This window comes from Bacillus weihaiensis, assembly GCF_001889165.1.
Taxonomy (GTDB): Bacteria; Bacillota; Bacilli; order Bacillales; family Bacillaceae; genus Metabacillus; species Metabacillus weihaiensis.
The window spans coordinates 2,372,347-2,396,757 of record NZ_CP016020.1; the positions used below are offsets into that span (position 1 = coordinate 2,372,347).

The following is a 24,411-nucleotide window of genomic DNA, read 5'->3' on the forward strand; positions in this document are numbered from 1 at the left end:
TTCGCCTAAAAACAGGATTTCACCCTACATAAAAGGGAACTTCATACCCTTTTTCTTTCCTTTAGTCATAGATGTCATTTGTTTCATCATTTTTTTCATATCTTCAAACTGCTTTAAAAGTCGGTTGACCTCTTGAACAGACGTACCGCTTCCTTTTGCAATTCGTTTCTTACGAGATGCATTCATCATTTCAGGATTAATTTTCTCAGCAGAAGTCATTGATTTAATAATCGCTTCAACATGACTAATCTGCTTTTCATCAACCTGTAGGTTTTTTAACCCCTTCATTTTGTTAGCACCAGGTAACATACCTATGATGTCCTCTAAGGGACCCATATTCCTTACTTGACCTAATTGTTCAAGAAAATCATCAAATGTAAAGGATGCTGTTCGCATTTTTTGTTCTAACTCTTTCGCCTTTTCAGCGTCAACATTTGTTTGTGCCTTTTCGATAAGAGATAAAACATCACCCATCCCTAAAATACGTGAAGCCATTCGTTCAGGATGGAAAGCTTCAATTGCATCAAGTTTTTCACCTAAACCAACAAACTTAATAGGCGTATCAGTAACAGAACGGATTGATAAAGCAGCTCCACCACGTGTATCTCCATCTAATTTCGTTAAGACTACCCCAGTAAGTCCCAGTAAATCATTAAAGCTTTTAGCAACATTTACTGCATCTTGACCAGTCATAGCATCAACTACTAAGAAGATTTCATCTGGTTGTGTAACTTCTTTTACCTTTTCTAATTCTTCCATCAAGTTTTCATCAATATGAAGACGACCAGCTGTATCAATTAAAACATAATCATGATGCTCAGCTTTTGCGTAATCTAGTGCTTTGGTCGCAATTTCAACTGGACTAACTTGATCACCTAACGAAAATACAGGCATATCCAACTGTTTACCTAAAGTTTCAAGCTGTTTTATTGCAGCAGGACGGTAAATATCAGCTGCAACGAGTAATGGACTACGATTATGCTTTTTACGTAAAAGATTAGCTAGTTTTCCAGTAGTAGTGGTTTTACCTGCACCTTGAAGACCAACCATCATAATAACAGTTGGTGGACGTTTTCCAACAGCAATTTTGCTTTGTTCCCCACCCATTAGTTCAGCCAGCTCTTCTTTTACAACTTTAATAACTTGTTGACCAGGTGTTAGGCTTTTCATAACCTCTTGTCCAACAGCTCGTTCACTTACACGTTTAATAAAGTCTTTTACAACTTTAAAGTTTACATCTGCTTCTAAAAGAGCTAGACGAACCTCTCGCATCATCTCTTTTACATCTGCTTCTGTAACCTTTCCCTTACCGCGTATTTTCGCCATCGTATTCTGCAGTCGGTCGGCTAATCCTTCAAATGCCATAAAATGCCGCCTCCTAATCTAATTTCTCAAGTTCATTAAGTAATGCTTCAAACTCTAAAGAATTTTCGATACTTGAAGAAAATTCCCTTAGTCTACTCATTAATAACTGACGCTCTTGAAATTTTTGAAATAATAATAGCTTTTCTTCATACTGCTCAAGCATTGCATCTGTTCGTTTAATGTTGTCGTAAACAGCCTGTCTACTAACATTGTATTCTTCTGCAATTTCACCTAAGGAGAAATCATCTAAGTAATATAACGACATATAGCTTTTTTGTTTAGGTGTTAGCAATGATTGATAAAAGTCAAAGAGATAGGTTAGTCTCGTCGTTTTCTCAAGCATCATGTCGCTCAACCCCTTTGTTAAGTGAATTACCTTTACATCTTACTAGTCTACATTTGAAGCTTTTCGTTGTCAAGTAGATTTACCCTTCAAGACTAGACACATCCTTAAATTATTAAGGGCAATTTCTCTAATAGGAGAATGAGTGATTACACTAATGGGGAAACCGGATGTCAAAGCGTTCATTCACAAGCAATGCTTTTTATCATTTCTTACATAACAAAAAAATGCGACCACCATAGGTCGCATTTTTTTAAGTCTTATTCTTGTTCTTCTTCGATTATTCCAGAAAATAATCCATAAACATATTGATCTGTATTAAATTCTTGGAGGTCGTCCATTTTTTCACCTAAGCCGACGAATTTAACTGGAATGTCTAATTCACCTTTAATAGCTAAAACAATTCCACCCTTTGCTGTTCCATCTAGTTTTGTTAAGACGATTCCCGATACGTTAGTTGCTTCTGAGAATTGCTTTGCTTGCGTCATAGCATTTTGTCCGGTTGTAGCATCAAGTACAAGTAAAACCTCATGGGGAGCATCAGGTATTTCTCGTTCAATAACACGTTTCACCTTTTCAAGCTCTTTCATTAAATTAACCTTGTTTTGAAGTCGTCCAGCCGTATCACATAATAAAACATCTACATTTCTAGATTTAGCTGCTTGAACTGCATCATACATTACTGCTGCTGGATCAGAACCTTCAGATTGCTTGATTACATCCACTCCAACGCGTTGACCCCAAACCTCTAATTGCTCAATTGCACCTGCTCTAAATGTATCACCAGCTGCTAAAAGGACAGATTTACCTTCACTTTTTAATTTATGTGCTAGTTTGCCAATTGTTGTTGTTTTTCCAACTCCATTTACTCCAACAAAAAGAATGACATTTAGACGATTCTCTTCTAGATTGAGATTGCTTCTTTCTGAATCATCATGATTATCGCCTTCATAGATCTCTACTAATTTTTCTGAAATAACTGCTTGAACTTCCTTAGTGTCTTGAATATTACGTTTTTTCACTTCCATTTTAAGTTCATCGATAAGGTCCATTACCGTTGAAACGCCAACATCCGCGCTAATCAATAATTCTTCAAGCTCTTCAAAGAACTCTTCATCGACTTTACGATAACGCGCTACGAGATCGTTCATTTTACCTGCGAAAGAGTCTCTCGTTTTCGTTAAACCTTCTTTGAATTTTTCTGTAACAGAATCTGTTTGCTGCGTAATTTTTTCTTTTAACTTTTTAAAAAAACTCATCTTATTCGTCCTTTCAAGTTGATTGAACTAATTCTTTTGTTTCCTCTAATCGAACTGAAACGAGCTTTGAGACACCAGACTCTTGCATCGTAACTCCATACAAAACATCTGCCTCTTCCATTGTTCCTTTACGATGAGTAATGACGATAAATTGTGTTTCGTGGCTAAACTTTTTTAAATACTGTGCAAATCTGTACACATTTGCTTCGTCAAGCGCTGCCTCAACTTCATCAAGAACACAAAATGGAACAGGCCGTACTTTTAGTATGGAGAACAATAAAGCAATTGCAGTTAAAGCTCTCTCGCCGCCTGAAAGCAACCCAAGATTCTGAAGCTTCTTCCCAGGAGGTTGTGCAACGATATCAACACCTGTATTTAACAAATCATTAGGATCAGTTAATTTCAGCTCTGCTCGCCCACCACCAAATAATGATTGGAATACAGAACCAAAGTGTGAACGGATCGCATTAAAGGTTTCTTCAAACCTTTTCTTCATCTCGTCATCCATTTCATCAATAACTTGATAAAGAGTATCCTTCGCTTCTGTTAAATCGTTCCTTTGTTCATTTAAGAATGTAAAACGCTCATATACTCGCTCATATTCTTCAATTGCTCCTAAGTTTACCGTTCCTAGTTCATCAATTGCAAGTTTGATAAGCTTAACTCTCTTTCGCGCTTCTTCTACATCTAGTTCTAAAGCGTAGTTCTCTTTAGCTCCCTCAAATGATAATAGATATTCCTCACGAAGATGATGTAATAGATTATCAAGCTCTACGTCAAGTCGATTAAGCTTTACTTCATCATCTTTTAAAAGATCATGAATCTGCTTTTCCTGGCGTTTTAACTCTTTTAATTCACGTTCTTCAAACTCTACCTTTTCATGGAGCTGAAGGCGTTCCTCTCTTCTGCTTGCAATTAGTTCAATCGTTTTCGTTTTATCATGAAGCTTTTGATTCGCTGCCATTTCTAGTTTTTCTTCACCAGTTGAGCTTGATGTCATTTCGTTTGAAAGGAGTGAATAATCATCTGCGACTTCATCATATTTTTCTTTCGTTTGAAGTAAATCTGCCTGAAGTCTTTCTACTTTCTCCTTTTGATTCTCATACATTTGTTGTTTACTTGCTAAGACAATTTTCATTTCCGTAAGCTCTTCCTGTAAAGCACCTTTGGAAGTTTGTTGAGTTGCTTTTTGTTGAGATAATCGATCAATTTCTTTGTCTAATTTCTCGAGTTGTTCCGCTATAAATTCAAGGCTTTCCACTAGCTCCTTTTTACGCTTTGTACATTTATCTTTTTCTTCTTCAAACGTTTCAAGTTCAGTATCATAGAGCTTTAAATGATCATTAATATTTTTCTCATTTAATTCTATTTCTCTAATCTCACTTCTTATCATTTGCTCTTCAAGACGTAATTTTTCACCTTTGGATCGTAAATGATCTAATTCCGAATCCTTACTTACTATTTCTTCCTTACTTTCTTTCACATCACGTTCTAATAGAGATGTTTTTTCTTCCATCACTATTAACTTCTCACCTATAGTTTCTAATTCACGCTGGCGTGTTAATAGTGAATTATTCTTTTGTTTTACAGCTCCTCCTGTCATAGAGCCGCCAGGATTCACGACATCTCCTTGTAATGTGACTAAGCGATAACGATAATTCATTAGCTTAGCAATCTCGTTAGCACCTTTTAGATCAGATGTCACAATGACGGTTCCTAAAAGATTGCCGATAATCGTTTTGAATTTCTGATCAAAACTAACAAGGTTTGTCGCGATTCCAACAAAAGCGGGATGCTTTTGGATTAGGTTTAAATCATGCCCCTGAATTGTACGAGGTTTAATGACAGAAAGTGGTAAAAACGTAGCCCGCCCGTATGAATTCTGTTTAAGGAATTGGATTGCTTTTCTTGCCACTGCTTCGTCCTCAACAACTACATGTTGCATAGAACTGCTTAAAGCTATTTCAATTGCTGTTTCATATTCTTTTTCTGTTGTTATTAATTCAGCGACAGCCCCATGGATTCCTTCAAGCTTATCCTTTGCTTTTAATATTTCTTTAACCCCTTGAAAAAAACCTGCATAATCCTCTTGCATTGATTCTAGTAATTCTTTTCGAGAGCGTGTTTGCTGTAATAGCTGGTAAGCTTGATATAAACCCGTTTCCTTCTTTTGATAGCTATTTTTCAGGCTTTCAATCTTAGAACTTAAGTCCCGGAATTGTTTTATATGATCGGATAACTTGTTTTCAATAAGTGAATAATGCGCTTCATATTTCTTTCTCTTCTCACTTATCTCTTGCCTATCAGTCAAATAACGTTTATTTGACTCTACTAATCTATCTCGTTTAAGTTCTTGCTGTCGAAGCTGATCATCTAAGTAATTGATTTCATTTCTAGCAGTAGCTTGTTCGTTTAGACGTTCAAAATACTCACTTTTCAACCCTTCAATTACATCCTCTATGTTTTGGTTATATGAGGAAAATAGACTTTGTTTCTCTTTTAATTCTTTTTTTATGACAAGTAATTCCTTTTCACTTGTTTCTAAAGTAGATTGCTGGATTTGCTGCTCTTTTGTTAAGTCTTCAAGTCGCAACTTGAGTTCTTCTATTGTTTTTTCTAATTGAGCCTTGTTTTGATGAGCGTTTTTTTTCCGTTCTTTAAGAACTTCCTTACGACCTTCAAGCTTTTCTAGTTCTTCACTTGCTAGAAGCAACACCTGTTGAAGATCATTAATCGATTCGTCTAAGGCATTTACATGATCTCTCATTCGTTCTACATCTGCTTCTCTTTTTTGAATAGCGGTGGTCAGCTTTAGCTCACGATTTTTTCCTTCTTCAACAGATTTCGAAAGAGTTTCATATTTCCCATGTAACTCCTCAATTTCATATACAGTTAAAGCAACTTCAATTTTTTCAAGCTCTTCCTTCTTCTCAAGATAATCCTTAGCAATCGATGCCTGAATTTTCAATGGCTCGACCTGTCCCTCAAGTTCATGTAAAATATCCTGAACTCGGTTTAGATTTTCTTGAGTTTCCGCAAGCTTATATTCTGCTTTCTTTTTTCTTGATTTATATTTAAGTACTCCTGCAGCTTCTTCAAAAATACTTCTGCGCTCTTCTGATTTGCTACTAAGGATTTCCTCTACTTTTCCTTGACTTATAATTGAAAAGGCTTCTTTACCTAGTCCTGAATCCATGAACAGATCAACAATGTCTTTTAAGCGACAGCTTTGCTTGTTGATGAAGAATTCACTTTCCCCTGAACGAAACACGCGTCTTGTTACACTTACCTCATGGTAATCAATCGGTAAAAATTGATCATCATTATCTAGCGTTAAGGTAACTTCGGCAACATTTAACCCTCTTCTAGAATCACTACCAGCAAAAATAATATCCTCCATTTTTGCACCACGAAGTGATTTGGCCGATTGCTCACCTAACACCCATCTAATACCATCTGTAATATTACTTTTCCCACTACCATTTGGTCCTACTACTGCGGTAACTCCTTTATCAAAATCTACCGTTACACGTTCAGCAAAGGACTTGAATCCTACAATATCCAATCGTTTGAGGAACATTGTGATTCCTCCTTACTATTCATTTATATTCTATTTATTTTCGAGAAATCAATTTAACTCTATTTTCATTTAAGCCATAAGCACATCACTCGAGTTATTTAAAAACACACATATTCGTAATAGCCTAAATTAACGACCACACATATTTTATCATAATCTACTTAAGTAGTGCGGATAACTTTGCGCATCATTTTTTTACTAGTTAATAGAATAGCTATTTCTAAAAAAGGCTTCTTGTGCTAGACAGTAACACTATTAAAAATAGCATTGTTAAGCTAAAGCTCAAGGCTCAGTAGCTAGATAATTAAAAAATGCACAATTTTAAGGACCGCCAGTGAAAGCAAATGCTACAATAGAAATAATAACCATTCAAATCCAAGCCTTTAAAAAAAGATGACTTAATGACCATTAATTGCCGAGGGAATTAATGGTCATTAAGTCAGTCTTTAAAAAATTTATTTCCTAATATGTTGGAGTTTTGACAAAGCTTCTTGAGCGGCATGTTGTTCTGCTTCTTTCTTAGACTTCCCACTTCCAGTTCCAAAAACCTCACCATTTAAAGATACGGTTGACACAAATTCCCTGTTATGAGCAGGTCCTTTTTCCTGTAGTATCTTATATTCTAGACTGCCTTTTGTATCCCTTTGGACCAGTTCCTGTAATTGACTTTTAAAGTCCATCACATGAGAAAAGGCTCCTTCATCCACTTTAGGAATAACATAGTGATCTAGAAACTCAACAACTGACTCTAGACCCTGATCCAAGTATAAAGCACCAATAAACGCCTCAAATACATCTGCAAGTAAAGCAGGACGCGCTCGACCACCTGTCATTTCTTCTCCTTTTCCTAACAATACTAAATTGCCAAAAGACAACTGGTTAGCAAAAGCGACTAAAGATGGTTCGCATACAATCGCAGCACGGAGTTTCGTTAATTCTCCTTCACTCATCATAGGATATTTTTTATAGAGGTATTGAGAAATTGTTAATTCTAAAACCGCATCGCCTAAAAACTCTAGCCTCTCATTGTCTTCATAAGGTTTCTTTCGATGTTCATTTACATAAGAGGAATGTGTAAATGCTTGATATAATAATTTTTCATTATTAAAAGTATGACCAATTTGCTCTTGAAACTTTTTGAATTCTTCTGCTTTTTTTGCAAAAGTTCTTCTTTCTTTATAATTTATATGTCTAGCCATTGCCATGGTACCTCCAGTATAAAGACGATAAACAACGCCCAAATTAGCCTCTATAAGACACTTCATAATTGAAGGTATTTCCCTTGAATTATGAAGTGGCTCATAAATTAAAGCTCTTATCATTACTATGTGATACAAAGGGGTATTTTTATCAACTTCTTATAAATTAGCTATAAAAAGGGGTAAAGCCCCGTATATATACGGGACTTTCATTCAACAATTATTGCTGATTATTTATGTAGTTAACAGCATCGCCCACTGTACCGATCTTTTCTGCATCTTCATCAGAAATTTCCATATCGAACTCATCTTCAAGTTCCATAACTAGTTCAACTACATCTAGGGAATCTGCACCAAGATCATCTTTAAATGAAGACTCAAATTTCACTTCTGCCTCATCTACTCCTAAACGGTCTACGATAATCTTTGTTACACGTTCTAAAACATCTGCCATTTTCCTTCACCTCCCCTCAAGTATTATAGATGATTTCAATATGAAAAACTAGCGTACATTCTTCAATTTTTATAACAATTTAACCTAACTTTTCTATTACATGACCATACCACCGTTAACATGCATGGTTTGACCGGTAATATATTTACTTTTCTCTGAAGCTAAAAAGGTAACTAGATTAGCAATATCACTAGGTTCACCAAGCTTTGCTAAAGGAATTTGCTTAAGCATTTCACCTTTAACCTCTTCTGATAATTCGTCTGTCATATCTGTGGTGATAAAACCTGGTGCTACCGCGTTAACTGTAATATTTCGTGAAGCAAGCTCTTTTGCCGTAGTTTTCGTTAATCCTATCACACCTGCTTTTGCTGCAACATAATTTGCTTGTCCAGGATTTCCACTAACACCAACAACAGATGTAATATTGATTATTCGACCGCTTCGTTGCTTCATCATTTGTCGTGTAACTCCTTTAGTACAAAGGAAGACACCTTTTAAATTTGTATTAATAACATCTTCCCATTCTTCATCCTTCATGCGCATTAGAAGATTGTCACGAGTAATTCCGGCGTTATTGATCAAAATATCAATCCTACCAAATTCATCAATAACTGTTTTAATCATTCCTTGGACTTCTTCACTGTTTGAAACATCTGCTTTTATTGCCATTGCGCTACCGCCCATTGATTTAATTTCCGCAACTACTTCATTAGCTTTCGCTTCATTTCCAGCATAGTTAACAGCAACAACTGCACCATTCTTTGCTAAATCTAAAGCTATAGCCTTACCTATACCTCTTGATGCACCTGTTACAAGCGCCACCATCTTATTTAGCATGTTGGTTCCCCCTTAAGTTTTTCTACAACATCTTTCATAGAGTCAAGATCAAATATGTTATAAACTTTTGCAGAACGGTCTATTTTCTTGACTAATCCTGTAAGAACTTTGCCTGGTCCAATCTCAACAAAAGTAGTAACATCACTATCCAACATCGTTTTTACAGATTCTTCCCATCGAACAGGAGAGTATAACTGTTCAACTAAAAGTTGTTTTATTTCCTGCTCATCCAAAACCGCTTTAGCTGTTACATTTGCTACAACAGGTGTGTTTGCTTTATGAAATGATAGTTCAGATAGAATATTATTTAACTGACTTGCAGCAGGCTTCATTAGTTCAGAATGAAACGGACCACTTACAACAAGTGGTATAGCTCTTTTTGCTCCCTTTTCTTTAGCTAGTACAGAAGCTTTCTCAACACCTTCTGCAGTCCCTGAAATGACAATTTGTCCTGGACAGTTTAGATTTGCTAATTGTACTGGATGCCCATCGTTCGTTATGTTTGAAGTAATGTCTTCTAAGTCAATTGAATTCATTCCAAGGATGGCAGCCATCGCACCTTGTCCTGCTGGAACTGCTTCATCCATAAATTCCCCACGTTTTTTTACAGCAAAAACTGCGTCTTCAAAACGTAATACTCCTGCTGCAACTAGTGCCGTATATTCACCAAGACTATGACCTGCAACATAATCAGGTTTAATTGAATAGTGTTTGAGATGTTCTAAAATTGCAATACTGGTAGTAAGTAAAGCAGGCTGAGCATTGTATGTAAGTGTTAACGTATCCTGCGGCCCATCAAAGATTAATTCCGTTAGTTTACTATTTAATCTTTGGTCAGCATTAGTAAACACTGTTTTGGATTCTTGAATATTATCATAAAAATCTTTTCCCATACCAACAGCTTGAGACCCTTGACCTGGAAACAAGAAAGCTATTTTACTCATATTAATCCCCCTAAATACTTAAACTATCGTTTGATTTTGTTCAAGTGATGTATGAATCGTTTGTGCCACCTGATTCTTAACCATATCACGTGTTTGTCTAATAGAATTATAAATTGCATTTGCATCTGAAGACCCGTGGGCTTTAACAACAGGTGCTTTCAGTCCAAACAATGCGGCCCCACCGTATTCAGAATAATCCATTTGTTGCTTTATTCCTTTTAATTGAGGTTTAAGTACACCTGCTGCGATTTTAGATGTAAAATTACTCGTTAATGCAGTTTTAAGCATTGAAAACACAGACAAGGCAGTACCTTCAATTGTTTTCAAAGCAATATTACCTGTAAAACCATCTGTTACAACAACATCCGCTACTCCATTCATTAAATCTCTAGATTCTACATTACCTACAAAATTTAATTTGGTAGCTTTTAAAAATTCAAAGGTTTGTCTTGTAAGTTCGTTCCCTTTTTTATCTTCTGTACCAATATTCAACAACCCAACCCTTGGATTTTTCACACCTCTTACCTGTTCGACATAAACAGAGCCCATAATTGCGTACTGCAATAAATGCTCGGGTTTCGCGTCAACATTTGCACCGACATCTAAAAAAAGGAAGCCGTCTCCATTAAGCGTTGGTAGAGTTGGTGATAAAGCAGGTCTTTCAATCCCCTCAATTCTCCCAACTATAAATAATCCTGCTGTCATAAGCGCTCCCGTATTCCCAGCCGAAATACAGCCGTCTGCTCTTCCTTCTTTAACTTCATTAGCCATCAAAACCATAGATGCATTTTTCTTCCTACGAACAGCTCGAACAGGTTCGTCGGTTCCCTCAATCACTTCATCAGTATGTATAACTGTAATTCTAGTTGAATCCGTTAAGTACTGTCGAATCTTCTCCTCATTCCCAATAAGTGTAATTTCCAAATCTGAAAATGCGGATACTGCTTTCATAACTCCTTCTACAACTGATTGTGGAGCATGGTCTCCACCCATCGCATCAATTGCTAACTTCATCATTTAATTCCTACCTTTGTTTTGGATTTGAGCGATACATTTCGAATTCACCAGAAAACACCATTTCGCTACCTACGTAGCTATTCACTTCAACCCAAGTGCGTCTAGATTCTGTATCATTCTTTATCATTTTAGCCTTAGCGATGACTCGCTCATTTTCTTTTACCTGTCTTGTAAAATGTATATTAGCTTTCGTTGTTAATGCTAACTCATCATTAATTAAAGCCACTGCCAGAGAATTAGCCTGTGCAAAAAGGTGATGTCCTCTTGCGATTTGGTTTCTACTAAAAACGTGTTCCCTTTTTATTTCAAGCATTGAAATTGCCGTTTGATCTAATTGCAAATCAATAATATCGCCTATGACCTCTTCTAGAGGCAATGATTTCACTTCATCTTCTAGCTTCTTTTCCGCTACATGTTTTATACGCTCTCTAAGTTCTGGTATAGATAACTCAAGACGATCAAGTCGAATCGTTTGAATACTAACGTTGAATTTTTCAGCTAATTCCTCATCCGTTATAAACGGCGTATTAGAGATTGTTTCTTGTAGCAATTTCTGTCTTTCTTTTTTATTTCTTTTCATAATTTATCTGACACCGTCCGAACTATTAAGACTAGGTACTAATAGTAGTATATAGATAATAAAAACAGATTGCAAGACATTGCAACCTGTTTTTATTATGAACAAAGATTTCATTGTCAACATTTTTTAGTCTAATTTCTCTCCATCTAATATTCCTGAATGATAAAGCTGGTTTCTTAAAACCGCATATTTATCATCCTTCCAGAAAGAATCGGATTGGACGAGTTCAACTGCATCCTGACGTGCTACTTCCAGAGCACGGTAATCATGGACCATGTCCGCTACTTTAAATACAGGCATTCCACTTTGTTTTTTGCCAAAAAAGTCACCAGGACCTCTAAGTTCTAAATCTCGTTCAGAAAGAACAAAACCATCATTTGTTTCCGTCATAATTTTCATTCTTTCTTTACCAGTCTCTGATTTAGGATCTGCCAATAAAATACAGTAGGATTGTTCACTCCCTCGACCTACACGACCTCTTAATTGATGAAGCTGCGATAAGCCAAACCTCTCAGCATCATAAATAACCATCGTAGTAGCATTCGGAACATTTACCCCAACCTCAACAACGGTTGTAGAGACAAGAACATTTACATGATTTTCGCTAAAATCTCTCATGACAGAGTCCTTTTCATCTGATGTTAAGCGACCATGCATAAGACCTACACGATATTTCCCATTAGAATAAGCTGACAGCATAGAATGTACATCCAGAGCGTTCTGGACGTCTAGCTTGTCCGATTCCTCAATTAAAGGGCAAATAACATAGGCTTGTCGCCCCTTTGCTACTTCTTTATCAATAAACGATAAGATACGGTCCAACATAGTAGGCTTCACCCAATACGTTTCAATTACTTTACGACCTGCAGGCAATTCATCAATGATTGAAACATCCATCTCTCCAAAAGCCGTTATAGCTAGTGTTCTTGGAATAGGTGTTGCAGTCATAAATAGAACGTCTGCATTTTCACCTTTTTCTCTTAGCATTCTCCTCTGGCCAACACCAAACCTATGTTGTTCATCAGTAATGACTAGCCCGAGATGTTTAAATTTAATATCATCTTGTATTAGAGCATGGGTGCCAATTAATACTTGGATTTCATTTTGCTTCACTCTCTCTAACAATTCTCTTCTTCTTTTTCCTTTTACTGAACTTGTTAATAATGCGACTTGAACACCAAAAGGTTCAAACAACTTATAAAGAGAATCAGCATGTTGTTCAGCTAGAATTTCAGTAGGCACCATTAATGCTGCTTGTTTACCAGAAAGGATTGCTGCATAGATTGAAATAGCTGCTACAACCGTTTTTCCCGATCCAACATCTCCTTGAAGTAGGCGATTCATTCTGTATGGAGATTTCATATCCGACAATATTTCCCTTACAACACGTAATTGCGCATTTGTTAAAGGAAATGGTAATGAGGAAATAAATTCTTCATGCATTGTCTCCGAGTATTCAATTGCGTCGCCTTTTGACTGTTCTCTTTGAACCTTTCTTAAAGCTTGCATTTTCAATTGAAACAATAAAAACTCTTCATAAACAAATCGTCTTCTTGCTTGCTTTAAATCTTCACTTTCAGAAGGTACATGAATGACTTTCAACGCTTCTGCTCTTGTCATCAATTTATACTTTTGTAAAAATTCTACAGGTAGATTCTCATTTATCTCATCAAGATACTGTCCGATAGCAAGAGAGATAAATTTCCTCATCCCTTTTACAGTAAGCTTCCCCTTAACTGAGTAAATAGGCTCAATACCGGAAACTTCTTTCTTCGGTCCAAAAAGCACTTCTTGCGCTGTAATTGTTTGTCTATGTTTATCCCATTTCCCCGTAACTGTCACAGTAGAATTTAGGGGTAATTTGTTTTTGAAGTAAGGTCGATTAAAGCATACAACAGAAAGCAGATAACGGTCTACTAACATCCGAAATGTGAGTCGTGACCGTTTTTTTCCGTAAAAGGTCAGAGAGGGTTCACTATGAACCTTCCCTTCAACTGTTATACGTTCCTCATGCTTAACTTCCTCTAAATCTTTTAAGCTATTATCTTCATAACGATATGGAAAATATTCCAATAAATCATAGATCGAATAAATGTCCATGTCATGTAATAATCCAGCTGTTTCTTCCCCAATCCCTTTTAAATGTGTCACTGGTTCAAGTAGTTTATCATTCACGTGTTTATTGCGACTCTCCAAAAATTTCTTGTTTCAGTCTTTGACCTGTTGGTGTCGCAGCTAACCCTCCTTGAGCTGTTTCTTTTAATGCAGTAGGCATTGTCTGACCAATTTTATACATTGCATCAATTACTTCGTCACAAGGAATTCTACTTGTAATACCCGCCAATGCCATATCAGCTGCTACCATAGCATTGGCAGCTCCCATAGCATTTCGTTTTACACAAGGTACTTCAACCAATCCTGCAACTGGATCACAAACAAGCCCAAGCATATTTTTTAACGTAATAGCCATAGCGGTAGCCGCTTGACTCGGAGTTCCACCTGCCATTTCTACAATTGCCGCTGCAGCCATCCCAGAAGCTGAACCTACTTCAGCTTGACAACCACCAGCAGCTCCTGAGATTGAAGCATTATTTGCAACAACAAATCCAAATGCACCAGATGTAAATAAAAATTCAATCATTTCTTGACGAGTAGGATGTAGTTTTTCCTTTACAGCAAACAAAGTTCCAGGTACAACACCTGCTGATCCAGCTGTAGGTGTTGCACATATTGTTCCCATAGCTGCATTCACTTCATTTGTCGCAACAGCCTTACTAACTGCATCAAGCAATGTACTTCCAGAAAGAAAGTTTCCTTTTTCTATATATTTTTGTAGTAGAACTGCATCTCCACCTGTTAATCCAGAGTGAGATTTCACTCCTGAAAGTCCCCTTTCGATAGCTTGTTCCATCACTTCTAAATTTCTTTCCATTAAAGCGATTATTTCCTCACGGGATCGTCCAGAAACTTTGCATTCTTGTTCAATCATTATTTCTGCAATTTTTACTCCTTTTTCCTCTGCCAACGAAACTAACTCTTCGACATTTCGGAACATATAGTATACCCCTTCCAAATCTTGAAGTAGATGTAATGAAATTTCTGCTTACCACTATCTCTAAACTTCTTATAAACTAGTAGAAAATATAGCTTGAATTTTACACTTAATTAAGATGAGTACTATCTAAATCAGTATATAAAAGCGAGGGCAACCTAACACTTGAAATAAACTAATAATACCGGCATTTAAGCAGCTACTTCCCAAGCTCATAAAATGTACACCTTAACATTAATCATCAATTCTTGTTACTTGTAAAATATTCGGGAGTGTTTTTAATTCCTCCATTACCTCTTTACTAACATTTTGATCCGTTTCAATTGTCATTAGCGCCATTTGACCTACTTCTTTTCTCGATACATCCATATGGCCAATATTTATAGCATGTTTCGCAAGAACATTTGCTACAGCTGCAATAGCACCAAATCGATCATTATGGACAACTAATATCGCTGGATGATTACCAGAGAGCTTTAGTTCAAAGCCATTTAGCTCAGTAATTTCTATTTTCCCTCCACCTATTGATACACCAACAAGCTCGAGTTGACCGAAATCATCGCCAATAATGAGTCTAGCAGTATTAGGATGATCTGTGACAGCATCCTCTTCAATAAAAGTAATCTTCATTTCTTGCTGTTTTGCTAGATCAAGTGCTGATTTTATTCTTTCATCAAATGTATCAAAATCAAGTAGTCCACCTATTAGAGCTACATCTGTTCCATGTCCACGATAAGTTTGGGCGAACGATCCATAAAGAGAGATCGTGGCCCACTTAGGTTGTCTACCGAATAACGTTCTCGCAACTCTCCCTATTCTTGCAGCACCCGCAGTATGTGAGCTCGAAGGTCCAATCATTATCGGACCAATAATATCAAATACACTACGATATTTCATCTTTTACCCTCCTGCACCTCTAATGAGTTGTAAGCGCTTAACTATATATAAGATATTTATTTTATTCAATCATTCTCTTTCTTCTCATAGTGTAACAGATTTTCAGAAAAACTGTAGATAGATAAAAATAACAAGAAAATAATGAATTTTCTCACTTTAATAAACTGTTTTTGTAACAGGTTCTTGATTTATGTTGTAAATTGGGAAGACTAAACGGAGCATTCGCCTTCCGGTCTCTTTTTGACACGCTCCCCAGACCGGATTTCTCCGACTTTCTTCCACTCCAATCAACATATAAGTAGAACTAAACTTTCCTTTTAGATTGTTGGCTATTATATAAAATTTTTAGGTGAATTTGATGACTCACTTCAAAATAAGCTATGGTAAATTTAGATTTTTTGTTCGTTAAAACACAAAAAACTCGGCATATGAGCCGAGTTTTTATTATTCAACAGAGAAGATATAAGAATATAATGGTTGCTCACCGTTATGAACTTCCACTTCCACGTCTTCAAATTTTTCTTCAACAAACTCAATTAGTTTGGCAATTTCCTCATCAGACGTATCTTCACCTTGAATAATCGTTAAGATTTCATCTTCATTAGAAATCATTTCTAAAAGAAGTTTTTTTGCAGCTAATAACTGTTCACGATCCGTAATGACAATCTTCCCATTAGAAATTCCCATAAAATCGCCTTTTGAAATATCAAGACCATCAATATTCGTATCACGAACAGCATAAGTAATTTGACCGCTCTTTACATTACCTAACGCATCGTTCATCGTACTTTGCACATCAGTAGGCTCTGCAGTAGGATTAAATGACAGTAATGCAGCCATTCCTTGAGGAACAGTTTTGGATGGTATTACAATGACATTTTCATCAACAACTGATGCAGCTTGTTGTGCAGCCATCACTATATTAGAATTATTAGGGAGAATGATTATGTTTTCTGCATTCACATCTTGAATAGCTTTTACAATGTCCTCTGTACTTGGATTCATTGTTTGTCCGCCTTCAATAACTTCATTCGCACCTATACTTCTAAATAGCTCAGCAATCCCTTTTCCCATAGTAACGGTTACAATGCCGTATTTCCCTTTTTCTTGTTGTTCAGGTTCTGTTGTAGGAGCTGGTATTTGTTCACCCACTATATCAGTATGCTGTTGGCGCATGTTTTCAATTTTCATGTTAATTAAATTGCCATATTTTTGTCCATAAGACAATACCTCACCCGGGTGCTCGGCATGAATATGTACTTTAGCAAGTTGATCATCAGCAATAACTAGTAATGAATCTCCAAATTCACTTAAATCATTTCTAAATAAGTCCTCATCAAAAGCTTTTTTACCTTCTTCAAATCGAACCATAAATTCAGTACAATAACCAAATTCGATATCTTCTGTATTCATATGACTTTGAACACTTTTGTGATGTTCAGCGTTTACTAATTCATTCATTGAAGGTCCTGTTTTAGTTGAGGCTTGAAGTTTCTCACCTTTTAAATTAGCCAAGAATCCTTCATAAACAAACACTAAACCTTGACCTCCACTATCAACAACGCCTACCTCTTTCAAAACAGGTAACAAGTCTGGCGTACGTTTAAGGGATGCTTCTGCTTCTTCAAGAGTTTTTTCCATTACTTTAATTATGGAAGTCTCTGTTTCTGATGCCATAACTGCTGCTCTTGCAGCATCTTTAGCAACAGTAAGAATCGTTCCTTCTACAGGCTTCATTACCGCTTTGTAAGCTGTATTAACTCCTGCTTGAAGTGCATCTGCAAATTCAACTGATGAAATCGAAGAATTTGATTCAATTGCTTTTGAAAAACCTCTGAATAATTGGGATAAAATAACACCTGAATTACCTCGAGCACCCATTAGTAATCCTTTAGAAAGTGCTTGACCAACTTTCCCAATATGGTCCGTAGTTTGACTACGAACTTCTTTCGCGCCTGATGTCATCGATAAATTCATATTTGTTCCAGTGTCACCATCAGGAACTGGAAAAACGTTAAGAGCATCGACTAATTTCGCATTATTCGATAGGTGGTCTGCCCCTTGCAAAATCATCTCTGCAAAACGCCTACCATCTAAAGTTGTAATTGACACAGGTAATTTCCTCCTTACTACGGGTTCGCTACACGAACACCTTGTACAAAAATATTAACGGAATCAACAGCAAGTCCGACTGTTTGGTCTAACGTATACTTCACTTTCGTTTGTACGTTATGCGCTACTTCAGAAATTTTTGTACCATAGCTCACGATAATGTACATATCAATATATATAGAGTCATCATCTTGGCGAACAATTACGCCTTTGCTAAAGTTTTCTTTTCTTAGAATTTCTGTTAGGCCGTCTTTAATTTGATTCTTTGACGCCATTCCAACAATACCATAGCAGTCAATAGCTGCACCGCCGGCAACTGTTGCAATGACTTCGTTGGATATGTCAATTTGTCCGTACTTTGTTTTCAATTCAATGGACATGTTGGTTCCCCCTTTGGAATTGTTCACGCTGGCTATAGCTATTTTACTATAACCTACCTCATTTTAAAAGCGATTATAAGTCCTAGGTGAAAAAAGAAGACATCTTTATTATTATACAACACCACATTTTTTACTATGTCAAGGAAAAATTCTTGAAAGACTAGTATAGAAGTATTGCAATCTAAAGTTAGTTATGATAAATTATTAAAGTATCTCATGGCTATGTACATGACTATTGTAAAATATGTAAGGTTTTTTGTAGTAAGGAGGGAATAACATGGCACGTAAATGCGTTGTTACTGGTAGAAAAACTCGCTCAGGTAATGCTCGTTCTCACGCGATGAACGCTAACAAACGTACTTGGGGCGCAAACCTTCAAAAAGTTCGCATCTTAGTTAACGGTAAACCTAAAAAAGTATATGTTTCTGCTCGCGCTTTAAGATCTGGTAAAGTTGAACGAGTTTAATTTTAATTAAACTCCTCAATTGTTTCAAAAAGTCAGCGAAGCTATAACCCTTTTATTTAGATAGAAGATTTACAGCTTAACGTTCCTCTTTTTGAAAGAGCAGTGAACTGTTAGCTTAATCCAAATAAGATAAGCTAAGAAAAAAGCACCGATTACAACGGTGCTTTTTTCTTAGTCTTTTTTTAACGAACCGAGCATTGCTCGAACGATTCCTCCTAAAAACTTTGGTAGTTTAATTGTATAAAATTTCATTGTTTCCCTCCTCAACCAAATCGTTAAACAAGATGTTTAGCTTGTTCAAAAGTGATTACAGCTTCAATAACTTATTAACTATCAGTTCTCTAGCATTATATTCAACCAAGTAAAAAAAATGACGCTTATCACCACTTTGGACAAACAATGTTTAATCACGACTTCTTATCATTAATAATATGCCTTCTTTAAAAGAAAAAGTACCTACTTCGAAGATGAGTTCATTACTAATACATAATGTTGAGCTTAAATGAATATGACAATTTTTTAGTGGGTATTTAAAATTCTCTAGCGTAATACCCTTTACTTCCATACTTATCGGTAAAAAAGAAATGTACTTACGATCTGGATCATTCATTATTGTATATGTACCAGGCTTATAGATTGTGATATGATTTTGCTTATCTATTATTTGTAAGTTTTTTTTATAATCAATACTTTTGTGCAAAAGTTGGATATTTCCAAGCGTATGGTCCATCCTCCCACCTGTCGCCCCGAAAAGATAAACTTCATCTACATCCTGTTGTAAAGCCCACTCTAAGGCAAGCTCTGTATCAGTTTTATCCTTTTCTTGCGGATACACTTTAATAGTATTTAATTGATCAATTAAGTCTCTTCTATCCCTATCTGAAATGGAATCAAAATCACCAAATGCGTAACTAAGAGGTAGACCTTCACCATTAATATAATTCACACCTTTATCTATTCCTACCCATATTATATGTTCTGATTGATACTCCTGTAGATGAACAAGGTTTTCTCGGGGTCCACCTGCAACTAAGGCTATTTTTTTCATTTTCTCTCCTTTATATATAGGCTTTGATAAACGTACGTGCTTGTTAATTTTAGTTAAAAGCATTTGCTTTCAACGGGAGAGACAGGAATCTCCTGCTTCCACTCCAATCAACAAAGAGCAATAAAATCAATTGTAAACGTAAGTACAGCCTATGTAAAAAAAGCCTGACATATTTCTCTATGCCAAGGCTTTAAACTCTTATAGCGAGCTGTCATCATAATCATAGCGAAACCCATCGTTCTTACTGTCATCGCTATTCATTCTTTTTAATACAGATTCGTATTGTTCAATTTCTTGATAATCAGTACTATTTTGTGAAGCAATTCTTAAGGCCTGCTCGATAATGACTTGATCATTTTTTGAAACATTCATAATATAACCCTCCTGCTATATACATAAGTATCGTTCTTGACGTTTATAGGATGGGTTATATTTTTCTTATTATGCTTATGGAATTTTTTAGAATCTTCTTGACTACCTCTATTATTTAAGCTAAAGCTGCTTTTAATGATGTAATAGCTGCAGTCCGATCCTCTTTTCCATAAATTGCTGAACCAGCAACAAGTACTGATGCACCGGCTTCTACACATAACTTTGCTGTTTGCTCATTTATTCCCCCATCAACCTCTATTTCAAAATGTAGATTTTTTTCTTTTTTAATAGTTGATAGGTCCCTGATTTTGGGTAACACGGACGGAATAAACGATTGCCCACCGAAACCTGGATTTACAGTCATTAATAAAGCCATATCAATATCCTCTAGTACATGCTGTACAGCTTCTACAGGAGTATGTGGATTCAATACTACTCCAGCCTTAATACCTTGGGATTTAATAAGTTGGATGGTCCTATGCAAATGTTTACATGCTTCTACATGTACTGTTATGATATCGGCACCCGCTTTAACAAATTGCGGGATATAGAGATCAGGTTGTTCAATCATTAAATGAACATCTAATGGTAACTTTGTCATTGGTCGTATTGCTTCGACGATGAGAGGACCGATCGTAATATTAGGAACAAAGTGCCCATCCATTACATCTACATGGATATAATCAGCTCCTGCTTTTTCTACTTCTGTAATTTCCTCTCCCAATTTTGCAAAGTTAGCCGATAAAATTGATGGGGCGATTTTAACCATAAGCTTAATACCTCGGCTTTCTGTCTTTAATTTCTTCAATAAAATTCACATAATGCTCATATCGGTACTGTGGAATTTCACCTAATTCAACTGCTTCCTTGACTGCACATTTAGGTTCTTTCATGTGTGTACATCCTCTAAATTTACAATCTGAGCTTCTTTTTCTCATTTCAGGAAAACAATAAGAAAGGTCTTCAACTTCAATACCTGTAAAGTCTAATGAGCTAAATCCTGGTGTATCTGCTACATATCCACTACCTACTGGGATTAATTCCACATGTCGCGTCGTATGCTTACCACGACCTAAATGCGTAGAAATATCATCCGTTTTTAGTTCTAAATCTGGTCTGAGCACGTTTAACAGAGAGGATTTCCCTACACCTGATTGGCCAGCAAAAACGGAAATTTTGTTTTGTAAAAGCGGGAGAAGATCTTTATCCACTGATGATTCTACTGTGGAGGTGATGATCACATTATACCCTGCCTTTTCATAATCAGCTGCGTATTTCAACACTTTTTCTTTCTTGTCATTAGATAGTAAAAGGTCCGATTTACTAATAACAATAATTGGCTCAATATCATTTGCTTCAATCAGAACTAAAAATCGATCCAATAGGGTGGAACTGAAATCAGGCTCGACTGCTGAAAAAACTAGAATCGCTTGATCAACATTACAAATTGGTGGACGAACTAATTCATTTTTACGTTCGAACACTTCTAAGATATAACCTTCTTGATCATTTTCTGCCTGATATTCAACCTCATCTCCTACTAGAGGAGTAATCTTATTTTTACGAAATACTCCTCTTCCACGACATTGGATGAACTGATTAGCATCTTGTACATAGTAAAAACCACTAAGAGCTTTTACTATTTTTCCTTGTGGCATGAATAACCTCCTTGATCGTCCTACATGACTCTAATAAATTAGGATGTCTTTTATTCTTCTTTCTACTTTACATAAGTACAATAAAAGATAGGAAGAATGTATGCTCCTATTATCACTCATCAGGATAGCTTATTTTTTCAGATGTAACATAAAGATTATCAATTATGACCTGATAAAAAGCTTCTTCATTAGGATTAATAGTGAATGTAAGAGTCTTTTCTACTGGTTCGGTAATTTTAAATGTATCATAAACTTCTGATATGGTATTGTTTGCATCATCAATAGATATCGACACGACTAATTCTTGTCCTTCTTCTTTTGGCTCATAAGGAATGGTGATTGTTTTAGAGACCTCTTTTGCCGGTTTCTCTTTAGGACCTAGTGAATAGACGAGCTTTAAAGTCGTATTCTTCGCTACTACTTCTTCACCTGACTCTGGTGATTGAGAAATAAGCTGATCCTTTGGTATTTCTTCAGAATACTCCTCTGAGATTGAAGAATTAAAGCCATACGTCTGAATATAATCATTGATTTCAGATTTAGACTTGTTTTTCAAATCATCTACTTTAATTAGCTTCGGTCCTTTACTAACCGTTAATTCAATTGTATCTTCATCGGGGATAACATCTTCACCGACTTCTGGATTCTGAGCCAATATTTTCCCAGCCAGCTCCGTATCATGTGTTTCTTCAATCACCTTAATGTTAGTAAAGCCCTTTAACTCAAGAAGAGATTTTACACGATCAATATCTCTCCCAACATAATCCTCTAGTGTCATTCTTTCTTTACCTGTACTTTCGTAAACGATTATTTCTGTACCTTCTTTGGTAATAACATTCGCTTCAGGTTCAGTCTTTATGACATATCCCTCTTTCACTTCACCATCTGCTTGAAGAATAGGATCACCTACTTCAAAGCCTGATTCGTATAAAATACTAATAGCTTCTTCATACGACTTACCCGTAACATCAGGAACTTCAATGTCCTTAGGCAATAAAAGAGTAGGAACGATTGTAAAAGCTGCAATAGTACCAAGCATTAAGATGATAAAAATGGTCATAATAACTATTGCAAGTTTACTTTTTCGTTTTTTCGGCTTTTGTTTTTTTCCGGACTTTTTATCATCTATCTCTGATTGTACAACTGAATCAGAAGACGTCCTTACGATTGTATCTTCAATTTTATTCTTTTCAATTGTCTCATTTGTTATGAGTGGAATGGCTTTTGTTGCTTCTTCATCCTCTGGTACTTCAAACTTTGGCTCAGAAATCCTTTTTGGATCAAAGGAAGATTCAATATCCTGTTCCATTTCTTCTGATGAATCATAACGATGAAATGGGTCCTTTGCCGTAGCTTTTAATATAATATTTTCAATACTCTGAGGTATGTCTGGATTCCAGCGTCTGGGCGATGGAGTGTCAGATTGTAAGTGTTTAAGCGCGATGGAAATTGCAGATTCACCATCAAAAGGTAGTCTTCCTGTTAACAGCTCAAAAAAGACAATACCTAAAGAATAGATATCCGATTTTTTATTCGCTAAACCACCTCTTGCTTGTTCTGGTGACAAGTAATGTACAGATCCTAACACCGAATTCGTTTGTGTAATAGTTGTTGAGCTCATAGCCATCGCTATTCCAAAATCTGTTACTTTCACATTACCATGATGATCAATTAATATGTTATGTGGTTTAATGTCTCTATGGATAATTTGATTATCATGTGCATGTTGTATAGCTGAAACAATTTGGACCATAATATTAACTGCTTTTCTAGGGTGAATAGGGGCAAATTGTTGTATGTATTGCTTTAGCGTTTGTCCATCTACATATTCCATTACGATATAATAAATACCGTCTTCTTCTCCAACATCATAAATACTAACAATATTAGGATGAGCTAAACTAGTTGCTGACTGAGCTTCTCTTCTAAAACGCTTAATAAACTCGTCATCATTCGAAAAGTCAAATCGCAATACTTTCATTGCAACTTCTCTCTCTAAGATCATGTCCTTGGCCAGGTAGACATTTGCCATGCCTCCACCGCCAATAACCTCTAGAATTTTATAACGACCACTTATTCTTTTTCCAATCAGCAAGGCTCTTCACCTAATTCATAATTAGCGACCTTTTTAATTGCTGCTAATGAAATATTATCTTCGCCACCATTTTCATTTGCCATAAGAACAAGCTTTTCTGCAGTGTGTAAGAGATCATCATTCTTCCTTAATTCTTCTTCAAGTACACTATCTGTCAATTTGTTTGTAAGTCCATCCGAACAAAGAAGGACTATATCATCTGGTTCGATACTTAGAGTTTGAATATCCAACTCAACGTGTTCCTCAGTTCCCAATGCTCTCAATAAAACATTTTTACGCGGATGATGCTCTGCATCTTCTCTTGAAATTTGCCCTGACTTTACAAGTTCATTTACAAGAGAATGATCTTGAGTTATTTGCTTAAAACCGCTTTTGTTTAGTATATAACAGCGACTATCTCCTATATGTCCTATAGTCGCAAAGCTTTGAGTGACAATTGCAGCAACAATTGTGGTTCCCATTCCTTGACAATCTGGATTTTCCCTAGAGTGCGCAAAGACGGAACGGTTCACTTCCATCACTTTTTCTTCTAACCACGATTCTGCTTCTTGCGGTCCTTTAAAATCAGGAGCTTCATTCCACATTTCTTTAAAAACAGAGATTGTCATTTGGCTCGCGACATCGCCAGCCAAATGACCACCCATTCCATCTGCAACAATTGCTAAAAGACCTAATCCATTTTCAAAAATTGAAACACTATCTTCATTATGCTGCCTTACTTTTCCCCTATCAGTCAAAAACACATGTTCCACT

23 protein-coding genes are annotated in these 24,411 nt (G+C 36.2%); 1 reads left to right on the forward strand and 22 read right to left on the reverse strand.

The genetic code is table 11. The annotated features are described in order from the left end of the window. Window positions 1-24: 24 nt before the first annotated feature. From ffh to A9C19_RS11525, 15 genes are all read right to left on the reverse strand, one after another. Window positions 25-1,365 (reverse strand): signal recognition particle protein, encoded by a 1,341-nt coding sequence (gene ffh / locus A9C19_RS11455; protein ID WP_072580076.1) that lies wholly within the window; start codon window positions 1,363-1,365, stop codon window positions 25-27. A gap of 13 nt (window positions 1,366-1,378) precedes the next feature. Beyond that, on the reverse strand, window positions 1,379-1,711 hold the full coding sequence (locus A9C19_RS11460) for a putative DNA-binding protein (RefSeq protein WP_072580077.1): 333 nt from the start codon (window positions 1,709-1,711) through the stop codon (window positions 1,379-1,381). A 257-nt stretch (window positions 1,712-1,968) separates the two neighbouring features. Beyond that, the gene (gene ftsY / locus A9C19_RS11465; protein ID WP_072580078.1) at window positions 1,969-2,967 is read right to left on the reverse strand and encodes a signal recognition particle-docking protein FtsY; all 999 of its coding nucleotides are present in this window, start codon (window positions 2,965-2,967) and stop codon (window positions 1,969-1,971) included. A 13-nt stretch (window positions 2,968-2,980) separates the two neighbouring features. Further along, window positions 2,981-6,547: a chromosome segregation protein SMC gene (gene smc / locus A9C19_RS11470; RefSeq protein WP_072580079.1), complete on the reverse strand. Its 3,567-nt coding sequence runs from the start codon at window positions 6,545-6,547 to the stop codon at window positions 2,981-2,983. Window positions 6,548-7,002: 455 nt separating this feature from the next. Continuing rightward, entirely contained in the window at window positions 7,003-7,746 is a 744-nt protein-coding gene (gene rnc / locus A9C19_RS11475; RefSeq protein WP_072581848.1) for a ribonuclease III, read from the reverse strand. Between the two features lie 220 nt (window positions 7,747-7,966). After that, a complete protein-coding gene (gene acpP, locus A9C19_RS11480; protein WP_072580080.1) occupies window positions 7,967-8,200 on the reverse strand; it encodes an acyl carrier protein in 234 nt (77 codons plus the stop codon). 96 nt (window positions 8,201-8,296) lie between these two features. Further along, a complete protein-coding gene (fabG, locus tag A9C19_RS11485; RefSeq protein ID WP_072580081.1) occupies window positions 8,297-9,037 on the reverse strand; it encodes a 3-oxoacyl-[acyl-carrier-protein] reductase in 741 nt (246 codons plus the stop codon). Continuing rightward, window positions 9,031-9,981 (reverse strand): ACP S-malonyltransferase, encoded by a 951-nt coding sequence (gene fabD, locus A9C19_RS11490; RefSeq protein WP_072580082.1) that lies wholly within the window; start codon window positions 9,979-9,981, stop codon window positions 9,031-9,033. The genes fabG and fabD overlap by 7 nt, the downstream gene beginning before the upstream one ends. Before the next feature lie 18 nt (window positions 9,982-9,999). Beyond that, window positions 10,000-10,995 carry a phosphate acyltransferase PlsX gene (gene plsX / locus A9C19_RS11495; RefSeq protein ID WP_072581849.1) on the reverse strand — a complete coding sequence of 332 codons (996 nt, stop codon included), beginning with the start codon at window positions 10,993-10,995 and terminating at the stop codon, window positions 10,000-10,002. A gap of 10 nt (window positions 10,996-11,005) precedes the next feature. Further along, complete coding sequence (gene fapR / locus A9C19_RS11500) at window positions 11,006-11,578, reverse strand: transcription factor FapR (RefSeq protein WP_072580083.1); 573 nt, start codon at window positions 11,576-11,578, stop codon at window positions 11,006-11,008. Window positions 11,579-11,704: 126 nt separating this feature from the next. Further along, on the reverse strand, window positions 11,705-13,753 hold the full coding sequence (recG, locus tag A9C19_RS11505) for an ATP-dependent DNA helicase RecG (RefSeq protein ID WP_072580084.1): 2,049 nt from the start codon (window positions 13,751-13,753) through the stop codon (window positions 11,705-11,707). 4 nt (window positions 13,754-13,757) lie between these two features. Further along, a complete protein-coding gene (gene sdaAA / locus A9C19_RS11510; RefSeq protein WP_072580085.1) occupies window positions 13,758-14,633 on the reverse strand; it encodes an L-serine ammonia-lyase, iron-sulfur-dependent, subunit alpha in 876 nt (291 codons plus the stop codon). Window positions 14,634-14,864: 231 nt separating this feature from the next. After that, the gene (gene sdaAB, locus A9C19_RS11515) at window positions 14,865-15,527 is read right to left on the reverse strand and encodes an L-serine ammonia-lyase, iron-sulfur-dependent subunit beta (RefSeq protein ID WP_072580086.1); all 663 of its coding nucleotides are present in this window, start codon (window positions 15,525-15,527) and stop codon (window positions 14,865-14,867) included. Between the two features lie 444 nt (window positions 15,528-15,971). Continuing rightward, window positions 15,972-17,639 carry a DAK2 domain-containing protein gene (locus tag A9C19_RS11520; RefSeq protein ID WP_072580087.1) on the reverse strand — a complete coding sequence of 556 codons (1,668 nt, stop codon included), beginning with the start codon at window positions 17,637-17,639 and terminating at the stop codon, window positions 15,972-15,974. Window positions 17,640-17,656: 17 nt separating this feature from the next. Beyond that, window positions 17,657-18,019 carry an Asp23/Gls24 family envelope stress response protein gene (locus A9C19_RS11525; protein WP_072580088.1) on the reverse strand — a complete coding sequence of 121 codons (363 nt, stop codon included), beginning with the start codon at window positions 18,017-18,019 and terminating at the stop codon, window positions 17,657-17,659. A gap of 277 nt (window positions 18,020-18,296) precedes the next feature. Here A9C19_RS11525 and rpmB point away from each other — a divergent pair, with 277 nt between their 5' ends. Further along, window positions 18,297-18,485, forward strand: coding sequence for a 50S ribosomal protein L28 (rpmB, locus tag A9C19_RS11530; protein ID WP_066337865.1), 189 nt, complete (start codon window positions 18,297-18,299; stop codon window positions 18,483-18,485). Window positions 18,486-18,656: 171 nt separating this feature from the next. Here rpmB and spoVM read toward each other — a convergent pair whose 3' ends face one another. The 7 genes from spoVM to A9C19_RS11560 form a co-directional block, all read right to left on the reverse strand. After that, window positions 18,657-18,737, reverse strand: coding sequence for a stage V sporulation protein SpoVM (gene spoVM, locus A9C19_RS11535; RefSeq protein WP_072580089.1), 81 nt, complete (start codon window positions 18,735-18,737; stop codon window positions 18,657-18,659). A gap of 151 nt (window positions 18,738-18,888) precedes the next feature. Then, on the reverse strand, window positions 18,889-19,533 hold the full coding sequence (locus tag A9C19_RS11540) for a thiamine diphosphokinase (protein ID WP_072581850.1): 645 nt from the start codon (window positions 19,531-19,533) through the stop codon (window positions 18,889-18,891). Between the two features lie 198 nt (window positions 19,534-19,731). Further along, complete coding sequence (locus A9C19_RS22020) at window positions 19,732-19,905, reverse strand: hypothetical protein (RefSeq protein WP_199445780.1); 174 nt, start codon at window positions 19,903-19,905, stop codon at window positions 19,732-19,734. Window positions 19,906-20,020: 115 nt separating this feature from the next. Continuing rightward, window positions 20,021-20,674 (reverse strand): ribulose-phosphate 3-epimerase, encoded by a 654-nt coding sequence (rpe, locus tag A9C19_RS11545; RefSeq protein ID WP_072581851.1) that lies wholly within the window; start codon window positions 20,672-20,674, stop codon window positions 20,021-20,023. Between the two features lie 4 nt (window positions 20,675-20,678). Then, window positions 20,679-21,563, reverse strand: a complete 885-nt coding sequence (gene rsgA, locus A9C19_RS11550) for a ribosome small subunit-dependent GTPase A (protein WP_072580090.1) — start codon at window positions 21,561-21,563, stop codon at window positions 20,679-20,681. 112 nt (window positions 21,564-21,675) lie between these two features. Beyond that, complete coding sequence (pknB, locus tag A9C19_RS11555) at window positions 21,676-23,658, reverse strand: Stk1 family PASTA domain-containing Ser/Thr kinase (protein WP_072580091.1); 1,983 nt, start codon at window positions 23,656-23,658, stop codon at window positions 21,676-21,678. Continuing rightward, window positions 23,652-24,410, reverse strand: a complete 759-nt coding sequence (locus A9C19_RS11560; RefSeq protein ID WP_072580092.1) for a Stp1/IreP family PP2C-type Ser/Thr phosphatase — start codon at window positions 24,408-24,410, stop codon at window positions 23,652-23,654. Before A9C19_RS11560 ends, pknB begins: the two co-directional genes overlap by 7 nt. Window position 24,411 lies beyond the last annotated feature (1 nt).

What these genes read in the sequence shown, in the direction of transcription:
- ffh (WP_072580076.1), bottom strand. Translation starts at nt 1,365, where the DNA reads ATGGCATTTGAAGGATTAGCCGACCGACTGCAGAATACGATGGCGAAA.
- fabG (WP_072580081.1), bottom strand. Translation starts at nt 9,037, where the DNA reads ATGCTAAATAAGATGGTGGCGCTTGTAACAGGTGCATCAAGAGGTATA.
- sdaAB (WP_072580086.1), bottom strand. Translation starts at nt 15,527, where the DNA reads ATGAAATATCGTAGTGTATTTGATATTATTGGTCCGATAATGATTGGA.
- fabD (WP_072580082.1), bottom strand. Translation starts at nt 9,981, where the DNA reads ATGAGTAAAATAGCTTTCTTGTTTCCAGGTCAAGGGTCTCAAGCTGTT.
- A9C19_RS22020 (WP_199445780.1), bottom strand. Translation starts at nt 19,905, where the DNA reads ATGAATGTTTCAAAAAATGATCAAGTCATTATCGAGCAGGCCTTAAGA.
- smc (WP_072580079.1), bottom strand. Translation starts at nt 6,547, where the DNA reads ATGTTCCTCAAACGATTGGATATTGTAGGATTCAAGTCCTTTGCTGAA.
- fapR (WP_072580083.1), bottom strand. Translation starts at nt 11,578, where the DNA reads ATGAAAAGAAATAAAAAAGAAAGACAGAAATTGCTACAAGAAACAATC.
- rnc (WP_072581848.1), bottom strand. Translation starts at nt 7,746, where the DNA reads ATGGCTAGACATATAAATTATAAAGAAAGAAGAACTTTTGCAAAAAAA.
- plsX (WP_072581849.1), bottom strand. Translation starts at nt 10,995, where the DNA reads ATGAAGTTAGCAATTGATGCGATGGGTGGAGACCATGCTCCACAATCA.
- sdaAA (WP_072580085.1), bottom strand. Translation starts at nt 14,633, where the DNA reads ATGTTCCGAAATGTCGAAGAGTTAGTTTCGTTGGCAGAGGAAAAAGGA.
- ftsY (WP_072580078.1), bottom strand. Translation starts at nt 2,967, where the DNA reads ATGAGTTTTTTTAAAAAGTTAAAAGAAAAAATTACGCAGCAAACAGAT.
- spoVM (WP_072580089.1), bottom strand. Translation starts at nt 18,737, where the DNA reads ATGAAATTTTATACAATTAAACTACCAAAGTTTTTAGGAGGAATCGTT.
- rsgA (WP_072580090.1), bottom strand. Translation starts at nt 21,563, where the DNA reads ATGCCACAAGGAAAAATAGTAAAAGCTCTTAGTGGTTTTTACTATGTA.
- rpe (WP_072581851.1), bottom strand. Translation starts at nt 20,674, where the DNA reads ATGGTTAAAATCGCCCCATCAATTTTATCGGCTAACTTTGCAAAATTG.
- acpP (WP_072580080.1), bottom strand. Translation starts at nt 8,200, where the DNA reads ATGGCAGATGTTTTAGAACGTGTAACAAAGATTATCGTAGACCGTTTA.
- A9C19_RS11525 (WP_072580088.1), bottom strand. Translation starts at nt 18,019, where the DNA reads ATGTCCATTGAATTGAAAACAAAGTACGGACAAATTGACATATCCAAC.
- rpmB (WP_066337865.1), top strand. Translation starts at nt 18,297, where the DNA reads ATGGCACGTAAATGCGTTGTTACTGGTAGAAAAACTCGCTCAGGTAAT.
- A9C19_RS11460 (WP_072580077.1), bottom strand. Translation starts at nt 1,711, where the DNA reads ATGATGCTTGAGAAAACGACGAGACTAACCTATCTCTTTGACTTTTAT.
- A9C19_RS11540 (WP_072581850.1), bottom strand. Translation starts at nt 19,533, where the DNA reads ATGAAAAAAATAGCCTTAGTTGCAGGTGGACCCCGAGAAAACCTTGTT.